General features: G+C 55.2%; 17 protein-coding genes. 9 read left to right on the top strand and 8 right to left on the bottom strand.

Going from position 1 to position 20,483, the window contains the following annotated elements; all coding sequences use genetic code 11:
* Nucleotides 1-336: 336 nt before the first annotated feature.
* The gene (nifJ, locus tag AC4ICF_RS12475; RefSeq protein WP_316379244.1) at nucleotides 337-3,861 is read right to left on the bottom strand and encodes a pyruvate:ferredoxin (flavodoxin) oxidoreductase; all 3,525 of its coding nucleotides are present in this window, start codon (nucleotides 3,859-3,861) and stop codon (nucleotides 337-339) included.
* Between the two features lie 271 nt (nucleotides 3,862-4,132).
* On the opposite strand from nifJ, the gene AC4ICF_RS12470 reads away from it, so the two are divergent.
* The gene (locus AC4ICF_RS12470; RefSeq protein ID WP_028013313.1) at nucleotides 4,133-4,399 is read left to right on the top strand and encodes a putative hemolysin; all 267 of its coding nucleotides are present in this window, start codon (nucleotides 4,133-4,135) and stop codon (nucleotides 4,397-4,399) included.
* Here AC4ICF_RS12470 and hslJ read toward each other — a convergent pair whose 3' ends face one another.
* The 7 genes from hslJ to AC4ICF_RS12435 all read right to left on the bottom strand — a co-directional run bounded on the left by hslJ (nucleotide 4,400) and on the right by AC4ICF_RS12435 (nucleotide 8,842).
* Entirely contained in the window at nucleotides 4,400-4,837 is a 438-nt protein-coding gene (gene hslJ, locus AC4ICF_RS12465; protein ID WP_116339600.1) for a heat shock protein HslJ, read from the bottom strand.
* Between the two features lie 126 nt (nucleotides 4,838-4,963).
* Nucleotides 4,964-5,092, bottom strand: a complete 129-nt coding sequence (locus AC4ICF_RS12460; RefSeq protein ID WP_008501283.1) for a DUF2474 domain-containing protein — start codon at nucleotides 5,090-5,092, stop codon at nucleotides 4,964-4,966.
* Nucleotides 5,092-6,102: a cytochrome d ubiquinol oxidase subunit II gene (cydB, locus tag AC4ICF_RS12455; protein ID WP_116339602.1), complete on the bottom strand. Its 1,011-nt coding sequence runs from the start codon at nucleotides 6,100-6,102 to the stop codon at nucleotides 5,092-5,094. The genes AC4ICF_RS12460 and cydB overlap by 1 nt, the downstream gene beginning before the upstream one ends.
* Nucleotides 6,102-7,502, bottom strand: coding sequence for a cytochrome ubiquinol oxidase subunit I (locus AC4ICF_RS12450; protein ID WP_116339604.1), 1,401 nt, complete (start codon nucleotides 7,500-7,502; stop codon nucleotides 6,102-6,104). Before AC4ICF_RS12450 ends, cydB begins: the two co-directional genes overlap by 1 nt.
* A 151-nt stretch (nucleotides 7,503-7,653) precedes the next feature.
* Complete coding sequence (locus AC4ICF_RS12445; RefSeq protein ID WP_316379243.1) at nucleotides 7,654-7,884, bottom strand: hypothetical protein; 231 nt, start codon at nucleotides 7,882-7,884, stop codon at nucleotides 7,654-7,656.
* Nucleotides 7,884-8,363 (bottom strand): DUF2778 domain-containing protein, encoded by a 480-nt coding sequence (locus AC4ICF_RS12440; protein WP_316379242.1) that lies wholly within the window; start codon nucleotides 8,361-8,363, stop codon nucleotides 7,884-7,886. The genes AC4ICF_RS12445 and AC4ICF_RS12440 overlap by 1 nt, the downstream gene beginning before the upstream one ends.
* Nucleotides 8,360-8,842, bottom strand: coding sequence for an Hcp family type VI secretion system effector (locus AC4ICF_RS12435; protein ID WP_316379241.1), 483 nt, complete (start codon nucleotides 8,840-8,842; stop codon nucleotides 8,360-8,362). The genes AC4ICF_RS12440 and AC4ICF_RS12435 overlap by 4 nt, the downstream gene beginning before the upstream one ends.
* 422 nt (nucleotides 8,843-9,264) lie before the next feature.
* Here AC4ICF_RS12435 and ymcF point away from each other — a divergent pair, with 422 nt between their 5' ends.
* From ymcF to AC4ICF_RS12395, 8 genes are all read left to right on the top strand, one after another.
* Nucleotides 9,265-9,453 (top strand): cold shock small protein YmcF, encoded by a 189-nt coding sequence (gene ymcF / locus AC4ICF_RS12430; RefSeq protein WP_058654517.1) that lies wholly within the window; start codon nucleotides 9,265-9,267, stop codon nucleotides 9,451-9,453.
* Nucleotides 9,454-9,535: 82 nt separating this feature from the next.
* Complete coding sequence (locus AC4ICF_RS12425; protein WP_316379240.1) at nucleotides 9,536-10,945, top strand: aminotransferase-like domain-containing protein; 1,410 nt, start codon at nucleotides 9,536-9,538, stop codon at nucleotides 10,943-10,945.
* Between the two features lie 271 nt (nucleotides 10,946-11,216).
* Nucleotides 11,217-12,362 carry a putative ABC transporter substrate-binding protein YdcS gene (ydcS, locus tag AC4ICF_RS12420; RefSeq protein WP_163329587.1) on the top strand — a complete coding sequence of 382 codons (1,146 nt, stop codon included), beginning with the start codon at nucleotides 11,217-11,219 and terminating at the stop codon, nucleotides 12,360-12,362.
* A gap of 17 nt (nucleotides 12,363-12,379) precedes the next feature.
* On the top strand, nucleotides 12,380-13,393 hold the full coding sequence (locus AC4ICF_RS12415; protein ID WP_316379239.1) for an ABC transporter ATP-binding protein: 1,014 nt from the start codon (nucleotides 12,380-12,382) through the stop codon (nucleotides 13,391-13,393).
* A gap of 7 nt (nucleotides 13,394-13,400) precedes the next feature.
* Nucleotides 13,401-14,339, top strand: a complete 939-nt coding sequence (locus AC4ICF_RS12410) for an ABC transporter permease (protein WP_438532429.1) — start codon at nucleotides 13,401-13,403, stop codon at nucleotides 14,337-14,339.
* A complete protein-coding gene (locus AC4ICF_RS12405) occupies nucleotides 14,329-15,135 on the top strand; it encodes an ABC transporter permease (protein WP_316379238.1) in 807 nt (268 codons plus the stop codon). Before AC4ICF_RS12410 ends, AC4ICF_RS12405 begins: the two co-directional genes overlap by 11 nt.
* Nucleotides 15,136-15,159: 24 nt before the next feature.
* Nucleotides 15,160-16,584, top strand: a complete 1,425-nt coding sequence (gene patD, locus AC4ICF_RS12400; RefSeq protein ID WP_316379236.1) for an aminobutyraldehyde dehydrogenase — start codon at nucleotides 15,160-15,162, stop codon at nucleotides 16,582-16,584.
* 186 nt (nucleotides 16,585-16,770) lie between these two features.
* Nucleotides 16,771-20,457, top strand: coding sequence for an autotransporter domain-containing protein (locus AC4ICF_RS12395; RefSeq protein ID WP_316379235.1), 3,687 nt, complete (start codon nucleotides 16,771-16,773; stop codon nucleotides 20,455-20,457).
* Nucleotides 20,458-20,483: the final 26 nt, after the last annotated feature.

The raw sequence follows: 20,483 nt of genomic DNA, 5'->3' as shown, positions 1-20,483 counted from the left end.
ATAAGAAAGTTGTCTCATGCTAGATCACTCCTGTGGAATAGTAATAAAATAGAATTGTTACGAATTAAGTAAAATCTAAACCAGATAAAACTGCGGAAATGGTCATTTGCTTGATGAATGAGTTAAAATAAACCATATTAAATAAAAATTATTAATTAGCGGTTAAATCAGGTAATCTCTGCCCCGTTATATGCCTTTAAGATTATTTATCCATAATTATCGTGAATGTCTTTTGGGAAACTAAAGAGAGATTCATTAATTATCTGGATTAGCCCGATGTGAAAACATCGGGCTTTTTTTATGGAAAAAAATGCCCGGACGAGCCGGGCATAGGGTTTAGTCGCTGGTGGATTTTTCAGCTTTTCCTGCCAGCTGCGCCAGGAAGTCATACCGTTTTTGCAGATCCGCGGCGGCGTCTTGCCAGAGCTGCTCTGCCACCTCAGGCTGCTGCGCATTCAGGCGGCGGAAGCGCTGCTCCTGCATTAGCGTCTCTGCCAGGGCATCGGACGGCGGACGTGAATCCAGCGCCAGCGGTAATTTACCCTCATCTGCACGACGCGGATCGAACCGGTAGAGCGGCCAGAAGCCGGTGGCCGTCAGTTGACGCATCTGATCGTGGCTGAGAGCCAGGTCGTAGCCATGCTCTTCGCACGGGCTGTAGGCAATGATCAGCGACGGACCCGGATACGCTTCCGCTTCCTGGATCGCTTTCACCGTCTGGTTAAGCTGCGCGCCCAGCGAGATTTGCGCGACGTAAACGTGGCCGTACATCATCATGCTCACGCCCAGATCCTTACGCGCCTTGCGTTTACCGTGCTCACCGAATTTCGTGACGGCGCCCAGCGGCGTGGCTTTCGACGCCTGACCACCGGTATTGGAATAACACTGCGTATCCAGGACCAGAATGTTGACGTTTTCGGTCAGGCTCAATACGTGATCCAGCCCGCCAAAGCCGATGTCGTAAGCCCAGCCGTCGCCGCCAATCAGCCAGATCGATTTTTCGACCAGGGCATCAGCGTCGGTCAGAAGCTGTTCAGCCCCGGCCACCCCCTGAAGGGCGTGACGCAGCTCGGCCACCTGCTCGCGGCGCACCTCGGGCGTGGCGTCAGCGTGTAGTGCGGCATTGAGCTCGGCAGGGATCAGCCCGGCAAACTGCTCCAGCAGGCGCATCACGCGCGCGCGGTGCTGGTCAACCGTCAGGCGGAAGCCCAGGCCAAACTCGGCGTTATCTTCGAACAGAGAGTTTGCCCATGCCGGACCGCGCCCATTCGCATCGGTGGTGTAAGGCGTGGACGGTAAATTACCGCCGTAGATCGATGAGCAGCCGGTGGCATTGGCAATCAACATCCGGTCGCCGTACAGCTGGGTAAGCAGCTTAATATACGGCGTTTCGCCGCAGCCGGAGCAGGCACCGGAGTACTCGAACAGCGGCGTAATCAGCTGCGACGTACGAATATCAATGCGCTCCAGCTTGCTGCGGTCGATTTCCGGCAGGTTCAGGAAGAAGTCATAGTTCACTTTTTCTTCTTCAACGTGCTCAAGACGCGACATCATATTGATGGCCTTGATGTCCGGGTTCTGCCTGTCTTTCGCCGGGCAGACCTCAACGCACAGGTTACACCCGGTGCAGTCCTCCGGTGCGACCTGCAGAACGTATTTCTGGCCGCGCATGTCGCGGGATTTTACATCCAGCGAGTGCAGGCTGGACGGGGCATCTTCCATCGCTTCCGGCGACACCACTTTGGCCCGAATGGCCGAGTGCGGGCAGGCCGCTACGCAGTGATTGCACTGGGTACAGAGCTCTTCTTTCCAGATGGGGATCGCTTCGGCGATGTTGCGTTTTTCCCAGCGCGTGGTGCCCATCGGCCAGGTTCCGTCCGGCGGCAGCGCAGAGACGGGCAGGGCGTCACCCAGCCCGGCCAGCATCGCGGCCGTCACGGTTTTCACGAAATCAGGTGCCGCATCCGAGACCACCGGAGGGCGATTCGGGCTGGCGTCATTTACCGGCTGCAGCGGCACCTCGAACAGTGACTCGCGCGCCAGCGCCAGAGCCTGCCAGTTACGCTCTACCAGCTCCTGGCCCTTGCTGCTGTAGCTTTTGGCGATGGCCCCCTGCAGTTCCACCAGCGCGCTGTCGCCCGGCAGGATATTGGTCAGATGGAAGAAGGCCATCTGCATCACGGTATTGATACGCGCGGCCAGGCCACATTCACGGGCAATTTTCGCCGCGTTGACGACATAGAAACGGGCTTTTTTCTGGTTCAGCACCGTCTGTACTTCCTGCGGCAGGCGCGCCCAGACCTCATCGGCGCTGTAAGGCGTGTTGAGCAGGAAGATACCGCCGGGCTTCAGGCGCTCAGCCATCTGGTACTTGTCGATAAACTGCAGCTGATGGCAGCCAACAAAGTCGGCCTGAGAAATAAGGTAGGCAGAGCGGATAGGCTGCTCGCTGACGCGCAGGTGAGAAACGGTCAGACCGCCGGCTTTCTTGGAGTCGTAGACGAAGTAACCCTGCGCGTACCACGGCGTTGAATTGCCGATGATCTTGATGTTGTTTTTGGTCGCCGAGACGCTGCCATCGCTGCCCAGACCGTAGAACAGCGCCTCAAGTTTAGCGGTCGAGGGCAGGGTATTTTCCGGTAAGGGCAGGGAAAGATTCGTCACGTCATCATAAATACCCACCGTAAAGCGCGGCTTGGGTTTTGCTTCCCTTAGCTCGTTAAACACGGCCAGCACGCAGTCCGGCCCGAACTCTTTGGAAGACAGGCCATAACGACCGCCGATAACGCGCGGTAGCGTTTCACGTTCGCCGTTATTAAAGGCTTCAGCGAGGGCGGTCATCACGTCCAGATAGAGCGGTTCCGCGTGTGCGCCCGGCTCTTTGGTTCGATCGAGCACCGCCACGGTACGCGCGCTTTCTGGCAGCGCAGCGAGCAGATGTTTAGCCGAGAACGGACGGTAGAGACGCACTTTAAGCACGCCGACCTTTTCGCCGCGGGCCAGCAGCTCGTCAACGACCTCTTCACAGGTGCCGATAGCAGAACCCATCAGCACAATCACGCGCTCGGCCTGCGGGTGGCCGTAGTATTCGAACGGTTTGTACTCGCGTCCGGTTGCGGCGGCAAAGTCGTTCATTGCCTGCTCGACATGGTCATAAACCGCGTTGTACCACGGGTTTGTGGCCTCACGGGACTGAAAATAAGTATCCGGATTTGCCGAAGTCCCGCGGATAACCGGGTGCTCCGGATTCAGGGCGCGGGCGCGATGCGCGTCGATTTCCGCCTGCGGCAGCAGATCCAGGATAGTCTCGTCCGCCAGCGGGACGATTTTGTTGATCTCGTGAGACGTACGGAAACCATCAAAGAAGTGAATAAACGGAACGCGGCTTTTAAGCGTGGCGATATGCGAAATTAAAGCAAAGTCCTGGGCTTCCTGAACGCTGCTGGCGCACAGCATCGCGCAGCCGGTCTGACGCACGGCCATCACGTCGGAGTGATCGCCAAAAATAGAGAGTGCGTGGGTGGCCACAGTACGCGCCGCGACGTGCAGGACGAAGGGGGTCAGTTGACCGGCGAGTTTGTACAGCGTTGGGATCATTAACAACAATCCCTGAGAGGAGGTAAACGACGTGGAGAGCGCGCCGGTTTGCAGTGCACCGTGGACCGTGGCAATTGCTCCCGCTTCGGACTGCATTTCAACCACTCTCGGGACATCGCCCCAGACGTTTTTTAACCCGTTCCCCGCCCAGGCATCCGCCTGCTCGGCCATGGTAGAGCTTGGCGTGATCGGATAGATGGCGATAACTTCACTGGTGCGAAACGCGACTGAGGCAACTGCACCATTACCGTCAATAGTTTGCATAGGACGACACCCTTACATTGCGCAAAAACAGAGAGGCTGTCATAAGGCGACCAGCCCTGAATATTATCTCTGTAGTCTAGCAAACAGGGGGTTTTACGATTTTCGCTTTTGTGTCCTCGGTATTCTCACCATCAATGGTTAGATCAAACTTAGGGCGAAAAAATTGCGAGAAATTGTTTCAGTAGCGCATAAATACGCACTTCCGCTCTCGACGACACGGGATGTGATGCCTATTATGCTTAGGTTTCGCACTATTTACGGGGAAAAGAGCATGCGTTCAGCATTTTGGGTAGGGTGTGCCGCGTTATTGTTGTCGGCATGCAGCAGTGAACCTGTTCAGCAGGCCACGGCGGCCCACGTGGCGCCGGGAATGAAAGCGGCAATGTCCAGTTCAGGCCAGGCCAACTGTGCCATGATTGGCGGCTCGCTGTCCGTTGCCCGCCAGCTTGACGGTTCGGCTATCGGGATGTGCGCCTTGCCAAACGGCAAACGCTGCAGTGAACAGTCGCTTGCCGTTGGAAGCTGCGGTAGCTACTGATTATTCCGCGCGCTTAAACATCAGCGTCTTATCGGCCGTCGCCAGCGTCAGCTGGTCTTCAGTCAGGTCGACCTGCGCCCCTTTGCGCAGCATGTCGCCGATGGCCTGATCCAGCTCGTTAAGCTGCGGTTCGGTACAAAGTTTGCGAGTCATCGCCAGCGTTTTAACTTTTAGCTCACCTTCGGACAGCTTTCCCTGCCCGTTGAAGCGGTTACACATCTGGCCGGAAACGCTAATGTTATCAACGAGGCTAATATCGGGAAGCGCGTTAAAAGCGATCTCAGGCTGCGCGGTCATCCCCTTCACGGCTTTGCCGTCCACGTTTTCCAGTACAAAACGGTGGCTCTTCAGCTGATCCGGCTGAACGGATGCTTTGCCAGGATTAACGCAGCCGCTAAGGACAAGGCTGATAACACTTAACGCGATGAGCTTTTTCATTTTTCTTCTCAAATTATAAATTCTGTGAATCTTTTACCAGTGTAACGATACTCTGCGGTGCGTTAATGGGGTTTATCTGAAAGTGCGGGGTGGTGCCGGGCAACGCAGGGCTGCCCGGAATGAAGTTTAATGAGATTTAAACCCGGCAGCCGTCATCAGCATACGGAAGAGCATACTGACCGCTGCCAGCGCCAGTACGCTGCCGCCCCAGATAATGGCCAGCCACAGCAATCTTTTCCAGACAGGTTGTTGCATCAGTGATAACCCTCCCCAGGCTGAACTTTGCCGCGAAAGACGTAGTAGCTCCAGAAGGTGTAGACCAGAATGACGGGAATGATCAACAGCGCGCCCACCAGCATAAAGCCCTGGCTTTGCGTCGGGGCGGCGGCCTGCCACAGGGTGATTGACGGCGGTATGATATGCGGCCAGATGCTGATCCCAAGCCCGCTAAAGCCGAGGAAAATCAGCCCCAGCGTCAGAATAAACGGACGAGTATGGCTATCAGGATTACTCAGGCAGCGCCACTGGTAGAGGCTAAACATGACGACCAGGGCAGGGACCGGCAGCAGATAAAACAGATTCGGCAGCGTAAACCAGCGCGCCGCGATGGCCGGGTGCGCCAGAGGCGTCCAGAGGCTGATCGCCGCGATAAACGCCAGCAGCACGATTAACAGCGTTTTCGACACCTCACGCATCCGCTGCTGCAGCGCGTTTTCGCTTTTCATCACCAGCCAGGTCGAGCCTAACAGCGCGTAGGCCACCACCAGACCCGCGCCGCAAAACAGGCTGAACGCGGTAAACCAGTCGAAGGGGCCGCCGGTATAGGCCCTGCCAGTCACGGTAAAGCCGTTAATGACGGCACCCACCGTCACGCCCTGGGTAAAGGTCGCCAGAACGGAACCGCCAATAAACGCCTTATCCCAGAAAGGACGGTGGGCCGGCGTGGCTTTAAAGCGAAACTCAAATGCCACACCGCGAAAAATAAGTCCGATCAGCATTAACGTCAGCGGAATAGTGAGGGCATCAACGATCACCGCATAGGCCAGCGGAAACGCGCCGAACAGGGCAGCACCGCCTAGCACCAGCCAGGTCTCATTGCCGTCCCAGACCGGCGCGACGCTGTTGACCATCACGTCGCGATCGTCGGCGTTTTGCGTTGCCGGGAACAGAATACCGATCCCCAGATCAAACCCGTCCATGACGATATACATCAGCGTGGCAAAGACGATGATGACAAACCAGATAATGGAAAGATCGATACCCATTATGGCTGCTCCTTCTGTTCAGTTGTGACGGCAGAAAGCGGGCGCGTCGGGCGTCCGTCGGCCTCGGTGGCGAATGATTCATACGGCTGTGGCCCTTTTCGGATGAGGCGCACCATATAGCTGTAGCCCACGCCGAATACCGAGGTGTAGACGACGAAGAAGGCCAGCAGGCTCACGCTCATATGCAGATCGCCATGGGCAGAAACCGCATCCTTCGTTCGCTGAAGCCCATAAACCACCCACGGCTGGCGGCCCACTTCGGTGGTGACCCATCCGGCCAGAATGGCAATCAGCCCGGATGGTCCCATCAGCAGCGCAAACCACAGGAACGGACGTGAAGAATAAACCCGCTTTTTATAACGCAGCCAGAGCGCCGCTACCCCAAGCAGCAGCATCAGCATCCCTAAGCCCGCCATAATGCGGAACGACCAGAAAACGATGGTGGAATTAGGACGATCCTCCTTTGGAAACTCTTTGAGCGCAGGGACCTGTTTATCCAGGCTGTGCGTCAGGATAAGACTACCCAGCGCCGGGATCGCCAGTCCAAAGCGAGTGCGCTCCTGCTCCATATCCGGCCAGCCAAACAGCAGCAGGGGGGTAGGCTCGCCCGGCGGGTTTTCCCAATGGCCTTCAATGGCGGCAATCTTGGCGGGCTGGTGCTTTAAGGTGTTCAACCCGTGCATATCGCCAACCAGGGCCTGGAGGGGGGCGACAACCAGCGTCATCCATAGCGCCATCGAAAACATCGCCCGGATGGCGGGGGTATTATTTCCGCGCAGCAGGTGCCATGCCGCAGATGCACCGACAAACAGGGCGCTACTCAGGAATGCCGCAATCGACATATGCAGCAGGCGGTAGGGGAAGGAGGGGTTAAATACCACAGCGAACCAGTCCACCGGCACGACCTGACCATTGACGATCTCGTAGCCCTGCGGGGTCTGCATCCAGCTGTTCGAGGAGAGGATCCAGAAGGTGGAGATAATGGTGCCCAGCGCCACCATGCAGGTGGAGAAGAAGTGCAGACCTGGCCCCACTTTATTCCAGCCGAACAGCATCACGCCGAGGAACCCGGCTTCGAGGAAGAAGGCAGTAAGCACTTCATAGGTCAGCAGCGGGCCGGTAATGCTGCCCGCAAACTGTGAAAAGCCGCTCCAGTTGGTGCCAAACTGGTAGGCCATCACCAGCCCGGAGACCACGCCCATGCCAAAGTTGACGGCGAAAATCTTCGACCAGAAATGGTACAGCGAGCGCCAGACCGGATTTTTTGTTTTCAGCCACAGCCCTTCGAGCACGGCAAGATAGCTTGCCAGGCCGATGGTGATGGCCGGGAAAATAATGTGAAAGGATACGGTGAAGGCAAACTGTATCCGTGCAAGGTGAAAAGCATCTAAACCAAACATGCAAAACTCCGCGATGTAATTATGTCGATGCCATTCTAAGCCGCGCCAGCGCTGGGTTGCAGAGACAGACCTGGGTTATTTATCTATAACAGTTTTCTTGCCTGCCTTTGCTTTATATTGCCGGGCGGCAATATTTCCGCCCAAGGGAGGTTCATTTTCGTAATGCCCAGAGGTAAATCAACATGGTATTGAGCAAAAATGAGAGGATGAAAAGCAACAGTGTATAGCTTTCACTCCATTCAAGTTCAGTCATAAAGCCAAAATGGCTGGTGAAGAGATGATAAAGTAATACATCAGGCATGAAGTAACATACAAGTGAGTAAATAACAAACAGCATCAATGTTTCAACAACCCAGGTCAGGGTATGCTTTTTTGCATTCATCAATATACCTGTATTGTTCCAAGTGCATCTAACCCAGCAGTAACTTTAAACGTGCCGGATGCCAGTAGACCATGCATCAGAATTCTGTAATGGGAGTGATTTGGCAACGTAATACATCCATTGCTAATCCCAGACTGTCCCGCCGGGTGTAACCGGAAAGAACCACGCTCAACATTATTGATAAAAGTTCTGTCGTCAATGTGAGTATCGTGGCGGTAAAGAGCAAACCAAAAGTCACGGTTTGATCCGCTTTCTAACCCTTTAATTGCGTCATGCCAGTGAGTACCAAAACCGCCTCGTGGACGTTTCACGATATAATAGAGTCCTGGGGGTAAGGGGCCCACCTCAGGAGTCGCAACGGCATTAGGATTATTTCTGTTATGCCCCGAATTTCCAGAATACGCGGGGAAAAAGCCTAAGCCGGGGCAACTCAAAGTGGAAAGCTGATAGCCATTCAAATGAAAAGTGCACCGAATCATCTGTCTTTCCACTCGTCAGAAAAAATAATATTACCGTCGCAGTGTTTCCATGTTATTTTTTCGTAACGCAGGGCGATACTTTCCAGATGGTTATGCTTCTCCGTTGCCGGGTTTTTAATGTCATGCATGAGTGGACATATAGAGACGACTTTGACATTTTCTAGCTGCATATTGAAGTATTCAACTTCCTGCCCGGAATCGTTGATCTTATACCATTTAAATTCAGCCCCTTTCAGCGTCTGACCTTTTGCAACGGCTTTGTAGAGATAGGGACTTGAACTGTCGAATTCCTTCTCAAAAACGAGAGCTGTATGAATACGGGTACCAGTAATTTTCCCCGTCATGTTATCTGTCGGTAGATGCAGTCCATGACCGAATCCCAACACCTCAATACTTCCTTCCCGATCTTGTACATCAACAGCGCCTTTGATATCTGCGCCGCCATCATCTTTCAGCCAAAGGTATGCTGGAATGGCCATATCAAACTCCTTTTTTCATTAACAATTCGTGTTTAACGAATGTTAATACTCCCTGTGAGTGAAGGTTATTAGGCAAAAAGTGTCATGTAAAATATTTATATTTCATTGATTTATAAGTGTTTTACTTGCGATTGACTGAACCTATAGTTAGTGCCAGCCTTAGTGTTTCTGAATAAAAACTGTATTTTTATGATTTTTACGCATAAAACCGCTTGCCTTGTCGTCTGCGCCGTGCGTTAATGGTCATCTGGTTTTGAGTCCAAATAAATATCTGACGTAGTTTTATAAAGCAGTTCTCATCACGTTGTGCCTCTCCGCAGCCTCTCTTGGGTCTTTATCTACATTCCGATTAGTTTTGTTTAAAACCATTATGCCCAATCGGCCCATTAGTAATTTACGTTTTTACGTTTCAGGAGAATCCTATGACTTCTTATATCCATTTTCGCTGCCCATGCTGCCATGGTTCGCAGTACCGTACCTCAGCCTTTGACGTGTCTGAGAAAAACCCGTTTGGCGCGAAATGCATTTTTTGCAAATCGCCGATGATTACGCTCGACCACCTGGCCGCCGCACGCTCTGCTCAGAGCCACGTGACCGAATACCGTAAGTAATTCATCTTCCAGACTATAACAGTTAGCAAAATCTTCTCTTTTTCTCCTGCTGATATACACTGTCGGCAATAAGGAGAATCTGATGAAAAAATACCAGCGTCTGGCGCAACAAATTATCTCGCAGATTGAGCTTGGCGTATGGCTGCCGGGCGATAAGCTGCCTTCCCTGCGAGAGCAGGTGGCAAGCAGCGGCATGAGCTTTATGACCGTTGGCCACGCGTATCAGATGCTGGAAAGCCAGGGGCGCATTGTCGCCAGGCCGCAGTCGGGCTATTACGTTGCCTCGCGCCCGACCGCACAACAGCCTGCGCCGCCTGCCCAGGTGATGCGTGATGAAGCGGTAGATATCAACACCTATATCTTCGAGGTCTTACAGGCCAGCCGCGATCCGTCCGTTGTTCCTTTCGCTTCCGCCTTTCCCGACCCCCGACTTTTCCCGCTTCAGCAGCTCAACCGCTCGCTGGCAAACGTCAGTAAAACCGCTACCGCAATGAGCGTGATTGAGAACCTGCCGCCCGGTAACGCTGAACTCCGTCACGCCATTGCGCGCCGCTACGCGCAACAGGGGATGAACATCTCGCCGGACGAAATTGTCATTACCGCAGGCGCCCTTGAAGCCCTGAACCTGAGTTTGCAGGCGGTGACAGAGCCAGGAGACTGGGTGATTGTCGAAAACCCCTGTTTCTACGGCGCGCTGCAGGCGCTGGAGCGCCTTAAGCTAAAAGCGTTGTCGGTCGCCACAGACGTGCGGGAGGGTATCGACCTGAATGCGCTGGAACAGGCGCTGAACGATTACCCGGTAAAAGCCTGCTGGCTCATGACTAACGGCCAAAACCCGCTTGGCTTTACGCTGAGCGCAGAGAAAAAAGCGCGTCTGGTCGCGCTCCTGACGAAGAACAACGTCACCCTGATCGAGGACGATGTCTACAGCGAGCTCTATTTTGGCCGGGAAAAACCCCTTCCGGCGAAAGCCTGGGACCGGGAGGAGATGACGCTGCACTGCTCGTCCTTTTCAAAATGCCTGGTGGCCGGTTTTCGCATCGGCTGGGTGGCGGCAGGAAAACACGCGCGACGCATTCAGCAGCTGCAGCTGATGAGCACCTTATCAACCAGTTCTCCCATGCAGCTGGCGCTGGTGGACTACCTGGCGACCAAGCGCTACGACGCCCATCTGCGCCGCCTGCGACGCACGCTCGCCGAGCGGAAACAGCAGGCCTGGCAGTCACTTCTGCGCCATATGCCTGCCGGCGTCAAAATTCACCACAACGACAGCGGCTACTTTTTATGGCTGGAACTTCCGGCGCAGCTGGACGCGGGCCTGCTCAGCGAAAAGGCCTTAACGCACCACATCAGCATTGCGCCTGGAAAGATGTTTTCCACCTCTGACGCGTGGACGCCGTTCTTCCGCTTTAATACGTCCTGGGCATGGGGCGAGCGGGAAGAGCAGGCGGTCATTCAGTTAGGTAAATTAATTAGCACGATGCTGGAATAATCCTTCCCTCGTTATTTAAATAATCATTTCTTATCCTGATGACGGCACGGCGAATATTTTTCGGTGCCATATCATATGAAATCTGCATACCGGCCTTCGCGTCTAACTCCTTGTCTATAATCCAGTTAACGGGGAATGCGTCCTCGGTCACACCTTGATGAAATTTCCTTAAGCCGAACGGTGCGGCGCATACGTGCGGTCTACGTTTAATAAGGGAGATATTTTTACGGCACGGCTGCCGCTAAATTTCATTGCGACAGGAGTAACCCTTATGAGCAAAAAATTTGCCCGCAGCAGCCTGTGCGCGCTCGGCATGACTATCATGACCGCGCAAGCCGCAGAACCACCAAAGGCCATCGGAGACGGGGAAGGTCGACTGGATATTATCGCCTGGCCGGGATACATCGAACGCGGACAGACGGATAAAAATTATGACTGGGTCACCCAGTTTGAAAAAGAGACCGGCTGCGCGGTCAACGTCAAAACGGCGGCCACGTCCGATGAAATGGTCAGCCTGATGGCAAAAGGCGGATATGACCTGGTCACCGCCTCAGGTGACGCCTCCCTGCGCCTGATCATGGGCAAACGCGTTCAGCCGATTAACCCCGAGCTTATCCCTAACTGGAAAACCCTCGACCCGCGCATCGTGAAGGGCGAGTGGTTTAACGTAGGCGGCAAGGTCTATGGCACGCCGTATCAGTGGGGGCCAAACCTGCTGATGTACAACACCAAAACCTTCCCGACGCCGCCGGACAGCTGGAGCGTAGTCTTTACCAAACAGGATCTGCCGGACGGTAAAACCAATCAGGGACGCGTGCAGGCGTACGACGGCCCGATTTATATCGCCGATGCCGCGCTGTTCGTTAAAGCCACGCAGCCGCAGCTGGGTATTAGCGACCCGTACCAGCTCACTGAACAACAGTATGCCGCCGTGCTCAAGGTGCTTCGCGACCAGCATGCGCTGATCCACCGCTACTGGCATGACACCACCGTCCAGATGAGCGACTTCAAAAACGAAGGCGTCGTAGCCTCCAGCGCCTGGCCGTATCAGGCGAATGCCCTGAAGGCTGAAAACCAGCCCGTTGCCACCGTCTTCCCGAAAGAAGGGGTAACCGGCTGGGCGGATACCACCATGCTGCACGCGCAGGCAAAACACCCGATGTGCGCCTACAAATGGATGAACTGGTCGCTCACGCCGAAAGTGCAGGGCGATCTGGCGGCATGGTTTGGCTCGCTGCCCGTCGTGGCTGAAGGATGTAAGGCCAGTACGCTGCTGGGCGACAAGGGCTGCGAAACCAATGGCTATAACTATTTTGACAAAATCATGTTCTGGAAAACCCCCATCGCGGAAGGCGGTAAATATGTACCTTACAGCCGCTGGACGCAGGATTACATCGCCATTATGGGCGGCCGTTAATCGTCCGGGAGCTGAACATGACGTACGCAGTAGAGTTTAACAATGTTTCACGGCTGTACGGCGACGTGCGGGCGGTGGATGGGGTCACCATTGCGATTCGTGACGGGGAATTTTTCTCCATGCTGGGGCCTTCGGGCTCCGGCAAAACCACCTGCCTGCGTCTGATTGCCGGTTTTGAACAGCTGTCCGGCGGCACGATTTCAATCTTCGGTAAAGAGGCGAGCGAACTGCCTCCCTGGGAGCGGGACGTGAACACCGTCTTTCAGGACTACGCGCTGTTCCCACATATGTCGATCCTCGATAACGTCGCCTACGGGCTGATGGTCAAAGGCATCGACAAGAAAAAACGCCATGCGCAGGCCCGTGCTGCGCTGGAAAAAGTGGGCCTGAGCTTTGCCGTCGCCCGCAAGCCTTCGCAGCTTTCCGGCGGCCAGCGCCAGCGTGTTGCCATTGCCCGGGCGCTGGTGAATGAACCGCGCGTCCTGCTACTCGACGAGCCGTTAGGCGCGCTCGATCTCAAGCTGCGGGAACAGATGCAGTTCGAGCTGAAGAAGCTTCAACAGGAACTCGGTATCACCTTTATTTTTGTCACCCACGATCAGGGCGAGGCCCTTTCCATGTCAGATAGGGTCGCGGTGTTCAATAACGGGCGCATCGAGCAGGTGGACACCCCGCGCGATCTCTACATGCGTCCGCGCACGCCGTTTGTCGCCGGTTTTGTCGGCACCGCTAACGTCTTCGATGCGGGTCTGGCGCAGAAAATATGCGGCATGGAAGGCAGCTATTCCCTGCGTCCGGAACATATTCGCCTTAATGAGGGCGGAGACGTTCAGGTTCAGGGCGTCGTGCAGGCCGTTCAGTATCAGGGGGCCGCCACGCGGCTGGAGCTGAAGCTCGCCGACGGTGCCAAACTGCTGGTAAGCCAGGCCAACCTCAGTGAAACCTCGCCGCTGAGCGGCATTGCGCCGGGGCAGGCGGTCACGGCGTCGTGGTCACGCGAGGCGATGGTTCGCCTGCACGAGGAGAGGTGAAATGGCTATGAGCGTTGCGCATCCTCCCGCCTCCTGCAGCCGCGTAAGCCGCGTGACGGCTCTGTTCTGGCGTAAACCGTCGCTCGGCCTGTTCCTGCTCCTGCTCGCGCCGCTAATGTGGTTTGGCATCGTCTATCTGGGATCGCTTCTTACCCTGCTGTGGCAGGGGTTTTACACCTTTGACGATTTCACCATGGCCGTCACGCCGGATCTGACCCTGGCGAACATTCAGGCGCTCTTCAACCCGGCAAACTACGACATTATCCTGCGCACGTTGACGATGGCGATTGCGGTGACGATTGCCAGCGCCATCCTGGCATTCCCGATGGCCTGGTACATGGCGCGATACACCCGCGGCAGGTGGAAAGCATTCTTCTATATCGCCGTGATGCTGCCTATGTGGGCAAGCTACATCGTCAAAGCCTACGCCTGGACGCTGCTGCTGGCGAAGGACGGGGTGGCGCAGTGGTTTCTTAATCATATGGGGCTGGAGCCGATCCTGACCTCGATCCTTACGCTACCCGCGATTGGCGGCAACACCTTGTCCACCTCCGGGCTGGGACGGTTTCTGGTCTTCGTCTATATCTGGCTGCCGTTTATGATCCTGCCGGTCCAGGCGGCGCTGGAACGTCTGCCTGCCTCGCTGCTGCAGGCCTCAGCTGACCTCGGCGCGCGCCCGCGCCAGACCTTTCGCTACGTCGTTCTGCCGCTGGCGATCCCGGGTATTGCGGCAGGCTCAATATTCACTTTTTCCCTGACGCTGGGGGATTTCATCGTTCCGCAGCTGGTAGGCCCGCCGGGCTATTTCATCGGTAACATGGTCTACTCGCAGCAGGGGGCCATTGGCAATATGCCCATGGCCGCCGCGTTCACGCTGGTGCCCATCGTGCTGATTTCACTCTATCTGGCGTTCGTGAAGCGTCTGGGAGCATTCGATGCACTCTGAACGCGCACCGCTGTTCCTGAAAGTGGCCGCCTGGGGAGGGGTTATCTTCCTGCACTTCCCGCTGCTGATTATCGCGACCTATGCCTTTAATACCGAAGACGCGGCCTTCAGCTTTCCGCCGCAGGGGCTGACGCTGAAGTGGTTTAGCGCGGCGGCGGGGCGCGGCGATATTATTGAATCCGTGACGTTGTCACTTCAGATTGCAGCGTTATCCACCGCGATAGCCCTCGTGCTTGGCACGCTTGCTGCAGCGGCGCTGTGGCGAAGCGAGTTTTTTGGTAAGAACGCGATATCGCTGTTGCTGCTGCTGCCGATTGCGTTACCGGGGATCATCACCGGCCTGGCGCTGCTGACGGCCTTCAAAACAATCAACCTGGAGCCGGGATTCTTTACCATCGTGGTTGGGCACGCCACCTTCTGCGTGGTGGTGGTGTTTAACAACGTGATTGCCCGGTTCAGACGCACCTCCTGGAGCCTGGTGGAAGCGTCGATGGATCTCGGGGCCGACGGATGGCAAACCTTCCGCTATGTGGTGCTGCCCAATCTGGGTTCCGCGCTGCTGGCCGGGGGAATGCTGGCGTTTGCCCTGTCGTTTGACGAGATAATCGTCACAACGTTTACGGCGGGACACGAGCGCACGTTACCGCTGTGGTTGCTCAATCAGCTCGGGCGTCCGCGCGACGTGCCGGTCACCAACGTCGTAGCACTGCTGGTGATGCTGGTGACAACTATCCCCATTCTGGGAGCCTGGTGGCTAACCCGCGACGGCGAGAACATCGCCTGCAGCGGGAAATAACAGTGATTTCAACAGGACAATGCTATGCAAACACAACTGCTGATAGAGGGAAAGCTGGTAACCGGAGAGGGAGAAAAACAGCCGGTGTATAACCCGGCCACCGGAGAGGTGCTGCTGGAGATTGCTGAAGCGTCAGCGGCACAGGTCGACGCGGCGGTTCAGGCGGCCGACCGTGCATTTGCGGCATGGGGGCAAACCACGCCGAAAACCCGCGCCGAGTGCCTGCTGAAGCTGGCGGATGCGATTGAAGCGCATGGGGAGGACTTTGCACGGCTCGAATCCCTCAACTGCGGCAAGCCGCTGCACTGCGTGCTGGGCGATGAAATTCCGGCAGTGGTCGACATTTTCCGTTTCTTTGCCGGGGCCGCCCGCTGTCTGAACGGGCTGGCAGCCGGAGAGTATCTTGACGGGCACACGTCTATGATCCGCCGCGATCCGGTGGGCGTGGTTGCCTCTATTGCCCCCTGGAACTACCCGCTGATGATGGCGGCCTGGAAGCTGGCCCCCGCGCTGGCGGCAGGGAACTGCGTGGTGATTAAGCCCTCAGAAATCACACCGCTGACTGCGCTGAAGCTGGGAGAGATGGCAAAAGATATCTTCCCGGCAGGCGTTCTGAACGTCCTGTTTGGTCGCGGTAAAACGGTGGGCGACCCGCTTACCGGCCATGAGAAAGTTCGTATGGTCTCACTGACCGGGTCAATTGCTACCGGGGAACATATCATCGGCCATACCGCGTCCTCCATTAAACGCACCCATATGGAGCTGGGTGGTAAAGCGCCGGTTATCGTGTTTGATGATGCCGACCTGGATGCGGTTGTCGAAGGGGTGCGGACGTTTGGGTTCTACAATGCCGGGCAGGACTGTACGGCGGCCTGTCGTATTTATGCTCAGAAGGGCATCTATGCCCAACTGGTGGAAAAGCTGGGCGCAGCGGTTGCCAGCCTTAAAATGGGTGTCCCGGACGATGCCTCTACCGAACTGGGACCGCTCAGCTCGGCTGCCCATCTTTCACGCGTCTGTCAGGCCGTCGATGAGGCGAAAGCGCTCGGCCATATTCGCGTCGTCACGGGCGGGAGCAAAAAAGAGGGGGCGGGCTACTACTTCCAGCCAACCCTGCTGGCGGGGGCAAAGCAGGACGACGCCATTGTTCAGCGAGAGGTGTTTGGCCCGGTAGTGAGCGTTACTGAATTTGACGACGAGGCGCAGGTGCTGGCCTGGGCGAACGATTCGCAGTACGGCCTGGCGTCATCGGTCTGGACCAAAGACGTGGGCCGTGCCCATCGCCTGAGCGCGCGCCTGCAGTACGGCTGCACCTGGGTGAATACCCACTTTATGCTGGTGAGCGAAATGCCGCACGGCGGCATGAAGTTATCCGGCTACGGCAAAGATATGTCGGTGTACGGGCTTGAGGATTATACGGTCGTGCGGCATGTCATGATCAAACATTAATTTATAACGGCGTGGCTGGGTTAATCGTTATATTTATTCCGGCCACGTTTGAAAAACCAGTCAATAATACGGAGGTTAATTTCCCTGGGCTTTATAGGTATATTTAAAAATATAATTTTACTCTCCTTGAAATCCAGAAATCTTCGGTAAAAATTAGATTGAATCATATCTCTTATCGGTGAAACCATGGATACATTAATATGTCCTGCAACGCCTGTTCAGACGTTCCCGCATTCTGTTGCACCTAATACATATAATCCTCGTTTACATATAAAAGTGAGTTTGCTTGCATTACTTATTTCCGCTTCTCTGACAAGCCACGTTCGGGCAGAGGACTATACGGATACCGTTATCAGCGACGATCCGGATATACCAAGAGTGTTCCTGAGCGGAGACACCATCACCGTGACGGACAGCGATGCGTCCGCGATTCGCGCCGAAAATGGAGGGGGCGTTTCGGTACCGGATGGTGGAGTCGCCATTACCGTGACTGGCACCGGTACGGCTGATGGATTAAATAATAATGTGATTATTATAAACAGTGGCTCGGACGTAAATCTTGGAACCGGAACCACCATCAGCGCTTCCGGTAAAGCTCTTGGGATCCTGCTAAATGGATCGACAGACGCGAATGACCCTCGCCCGCAGTTTAAGGCCAGAGATTTGTCCATAAATACAAGCGATATGGTTCTTGGGGGAATAGATAGCCCGGGTATTAGTGCTAACTGGCATAGCGATGTGGAATTAACGGGGGATTACCGGGTCACTAATGCCGGGGCTAACAGTGGTGCCCTGTTATCGGCTAACGCTGGCGCCCATATAACGATGGAAAATGCTGAACTGAATGCGGGTACGGGTGAAAACCCGGCATCGGGCACCTCCTTCGGTATTGTCTCGCAATTCAGCAGCAGCATTACGGGCAGCGGAACGACGAATTTAAATTACGACGGAAGCGGAAACTTTTTTGGCGTGGTAGCCGGTGCCAGTCTGTCGGGCGAGGATGCTGCCCGGGTACAATTAAACGATATGAATTTACAGATCCGCTCTGACGGTGGGGCGGCAAACGGTCTCTGGGCAACCCAATCCGGGACAATTAACATCACCGGGAATGCAAACCTGACTGCGCAGGCCCCTTCCGGCTATCTCGTCAGGGCCGACAGAAACGGGACGGTTACCCTTTCAGGGGCCTCAACTGGCACACTCACGGCAGATACTGCATGGGGTGTCTGGGGGGCGGGGCTTGGAAATCTGTCACTGAATCAAAGCCAGCTCGCGGTGGAGGGTACAGATGCCGCCGCCGTTATTCGCGCTGATAACAGCGCTGCCGCTGGAGAAAACCGCTTTTCCTTTGTCGATTCAGTCCTGAGCAGCAATAAAGATGGTGTGCTGGTTACCGCCGGGGATGCGACCATTACGCTGACAAACACCCGTCTTAGCGCTGATAATGGGGCAGTGATTAACGCCGCTGGCACGGGCACAACCCGCGTGGTGGCGGACAATAATTCACAGTTAACCGGGCGAGTGCAGACGGCAGAAGGCGGCACGACAAATCTGACGCTCGGCAGTGGCTCTTCCTGGAACGTCACGGAGGATTCCAGGCTCAGCAACCTGACGCTGGATAACGGTACCCTGCGCTATGCTGGCGCGGCGGCACTTACCGCGACCGATGGCATAACCCTGAGTGGCGGTGGTGGCACCATTGATACCAGCGGCAATGCAATCCTTATTTCATCTGTCCTGACGGGCGATGGCGGTTTAACAAAGACCGGCAGCGGAATACTCACCCTGACGGGTACCCATTCCTATACCGGTGGTACAGCGATCAGCGAAGGTACGTTGCAACTTGGCAATGGTGATAACCCGGGAACGATTGCCGGTAATATCATCAATAACGGTACGCTCACGCTGAATAATAACGCTGTCCAGCAGCTAAACAATGTCATTACTGGCACGGGGCAATTCCGCAATGAAGGCGCAGGCACTACCATCCTGACGGGTGATAACACCTGGACGGGGGGAACCCTGATTAACCATGGGACAGTGCAACTGGGTGATGGTGGAACGCAAGGGAGCATCAAAGGTGATGTGACGAACAACAGTGCGCTGGTGGTGAACCGTAGTGATGCTCTCACGCTAGATGGCGCGATCGGCGGTTCAGGAACGTTGAGAAAACAGGGAAGCGGGGAGCTGATACTTTCCGGCTTATACAGCCTGACGGGCGGAACCTATATTGATGCCGGGACGCTGACATTTTCGGGCAACACGGCAACGACCAATGTGACAGGCCAGAGTGGCTCGATACTGAACCTGAAGAACAATGCCACCCTCACGGGTTGGGTTGATCCACTGGATATGAATATTGAAAGCGGCTCGACCTGGAATGTCACCGGTACCGCGGGACAGAACGTTCTGGATACGCTGACGCTTGCCGGAAATATTAATTTCCCGGGTGCGACAGGTGGCACTTTCACACCTAACACCCTCACGGTAAAAAATCTCAATGGGCAGAACGGGACGGTCGGCCTGAATGCCGATCTCAGCAACGGAACAGCGGATCGCATTATTGTAAACGGTGGCGCTGCAACCGGGAGTACTAACCTGGCGGTTAATAATGTCAGCAATACGGGGGCACCAACGCAAGGGAACGGTATTCTGCTGGTGGAGACCACCAATAACGGAACGACTGCTGCCGATGCTTTCCGGCTGAGCAGCCCTGTTTATGGCGGGGCATATCGCTACTCCCTGCTGCGTGGCGCCAGTGATGGCAGTGCGGCTGATAACTGGTATCTCACCTCTGATCAACCCGGTTCGCCAAACCCGGATTCGCAAAACCCAGGTTCGCCAAATCCCGGTACGCCGGTATGGCGTCCGGGTGTCTCGGTGGCGGCAGCCACGCCGCTGATTGTCGCAGGGACTAATATGGCGATGATGAGCAACTTTTATGAACGTACCGGTTTTTATGGTCTGAACAACAGTGATGTAACACCGACAGCATCTATGCCCTGCGAGGAGGATCTTACGCTGTGGTGTGCCAGAGAATCACGGGCCTGGGGACGTTATATCAACGATAACATTACGCATAAAGGTGATGGGAAGGGTATCTACGGCGATGCCGGGGCAAAGTATGATCAACACATTAACGCCATTCAGTTCGGGAATGATATCTGGCGCAATGTTGATGATGCGGGTAACCGCAATTACGCCGGTCTGTATGCCACGATCGGCAACAGCAGAAGTCACGTGACAGATTATGACGATAGTGAGGCGGGGCTAAGCCGCCTGGATGCTTACACCCTCGGCTCCTATTTTACCCATGTTCATCATAATGATGCCTGGACGGATATGGTATTCCAGGGTTCATGGTTAAAAGCACGTAACCAGGCCGAAGACAATACCCGTTACGATACAGAAGGGTTCGCTCTTGCGACATCTCTTGAAGGTGGATTCCCGGTGTACCAGACAGGGAGCATAAAAGTAGAGCCGCATGCGAGAGTAACCTATCAGTATGAAAACCTGAATGATGCCAATGATGGCCTGACCGAGATCCGTTTCAATAATTTCCAGTCACTGCAGGGTTCCGCAGGGATCCGGGTCAGCAATATCGGATTGGTGAACAATCTCAAATATTCTGTCTGGCTGGATGCCGGTGCCGGCCAAGAATTTATGGGTAAATCGAAGACGGAGTTTGTGATGACGGAGAAAACCGAAACGATTACCACCCGGACGCGTGGCGGCTTTGCTGATGTGAAGGTCGGGGGCAGCCTCGATCTCAACAAAACGCTTGCTGTCTATACTTCTGCGAACTGGACGCCGCGCTTTGATAATACAGAGTACAGTCTGGGAGCCTCGATAGGCGTGAGAGGGACCTGGTAACCTGACTGCTGCCGCTCTCATTATTT

The sequence above is a fragment of the Enterobacter sp. ECC_219_Taxon_10 genome, from assembly GCF_058354905.1.
Note: the sequence above shows the minus strand (reverse complement) of the source record. Positions and strands in the feature narration are given on the sequence as shown.

Coding starts and splice junctions, on each gene's coding strand:
- nifJ (WP_316379244.1), bottom strand. CDS start 3,861: ATGCAAACTATTGACGGTAATGGTGCAGTTGCCTCAGTCGCGTTTCGC.
- AC4ICF_RS12470 (WP_028013313.1), top strand. CDS start 4,133: ATGCGTTCAGCATTTTGGGTAGGGTGTGCCGCGTTATTGTTGTCGGCA.
- hslJ (WP_116339600.1), bottom strand. CDS start 4,837: ATGAAAAAGCTCATCGCGTTAAGTGTTATCAGCCTTGTCCTTAGCGGC.
- AC4ICF_RS12460 (WP_008501283.1), bottom strand. CDS start 5,092: ATGCAACAACCTGTCTGGAAAAGATTGCTGTGGCTGGCCATTATCTGG.
- cydB (WP_116339602.1), bottom strand. CDS start 6,102: ATGGGTATCGATCTTTCCATTATCTGGTTTGTCATCATCGTCTTTGCC.
- AC4ICF_RS12450 (WP_116339604.1), bottom strand. CDS start 7,502: ATGTTTGGTTTAGATGCTTTTCACCTTGCACGGATACAGTTTGCCTTC.
- AC4ICF_RS12445 (WP_316379243.1), bottom strand. CDS start 7,884: ATGAATGCAAAAAAGCATACCCTGACCTGGGTTGTTGAAACATTGATG.
- AC4ICF_RS12440 (WP_316379242.1), bottom strand. CDS start 8,363: ATGATTCGGTGCACTTTTCATTTGAATGGCTATCAGCTTTCCACTTTG.
- AC4ICF_RS12435 (WP_316379241.1), bottom strand. CDS start 8,842: ATGGCCATTCCAGCATACCTTTGGCTGAAAGATGATGGCGGCGCAGAT.
- ymcF (WP_058654517.1), top strand. CDS start 9,265: ATGACTTCTTATATCCATTTTCGCTGCCCATGCTGCCATGGTTCGCAG.
- AC4ICF_RS12425 (WP_316379240.1), top strand. CDS start 9,536: ATGAAAAAATACCAGCGTCTGGCGCAACAAATTATCTCGCAGATTGAG.
- ydcS (WP_163329587.1), top strand. CDS start 11,217: ATGAGCAAAAAATTTGCCCGCAGCAGCCTGTGCGCGCTCGGCATGACT.
- AC4ICF_RS12415 (WP_316379239.1), top strand. CDS start 12,380: ATGACGTACGCAGTAGAGTTTAACAATGTTTCACGGCTGTACGGCGAC.
- AC4ICF_RS12410 (WP_438532429.1), top strand. CDS start 13,401: ATGAGCGTTGCGCATCCTCCCGCCTCCTGCAGCCGCGTAAGCCGCGTG.
- AC4ICF_RS12405 (WP_316379238.1), top strand. CDS start 14,329: ATGCACTCTGAACGCGCACCGCTGTTCCTGAAAGTGGCCGCCTGGGGA.
- patD (WP_316379236.1), top strand. CDS start 15,160: ATGCAAACACAACTGCTGATAGAGGGAAAGCTGGTAACCGGAGAGGGA.
- AC4ICF_RS12395 (WP_316379235.1), top strand. CDS start 16,771: ATGGATACATTAATATGTCCTGCAACGCCTGTTCAGACGTTCCCGCAT.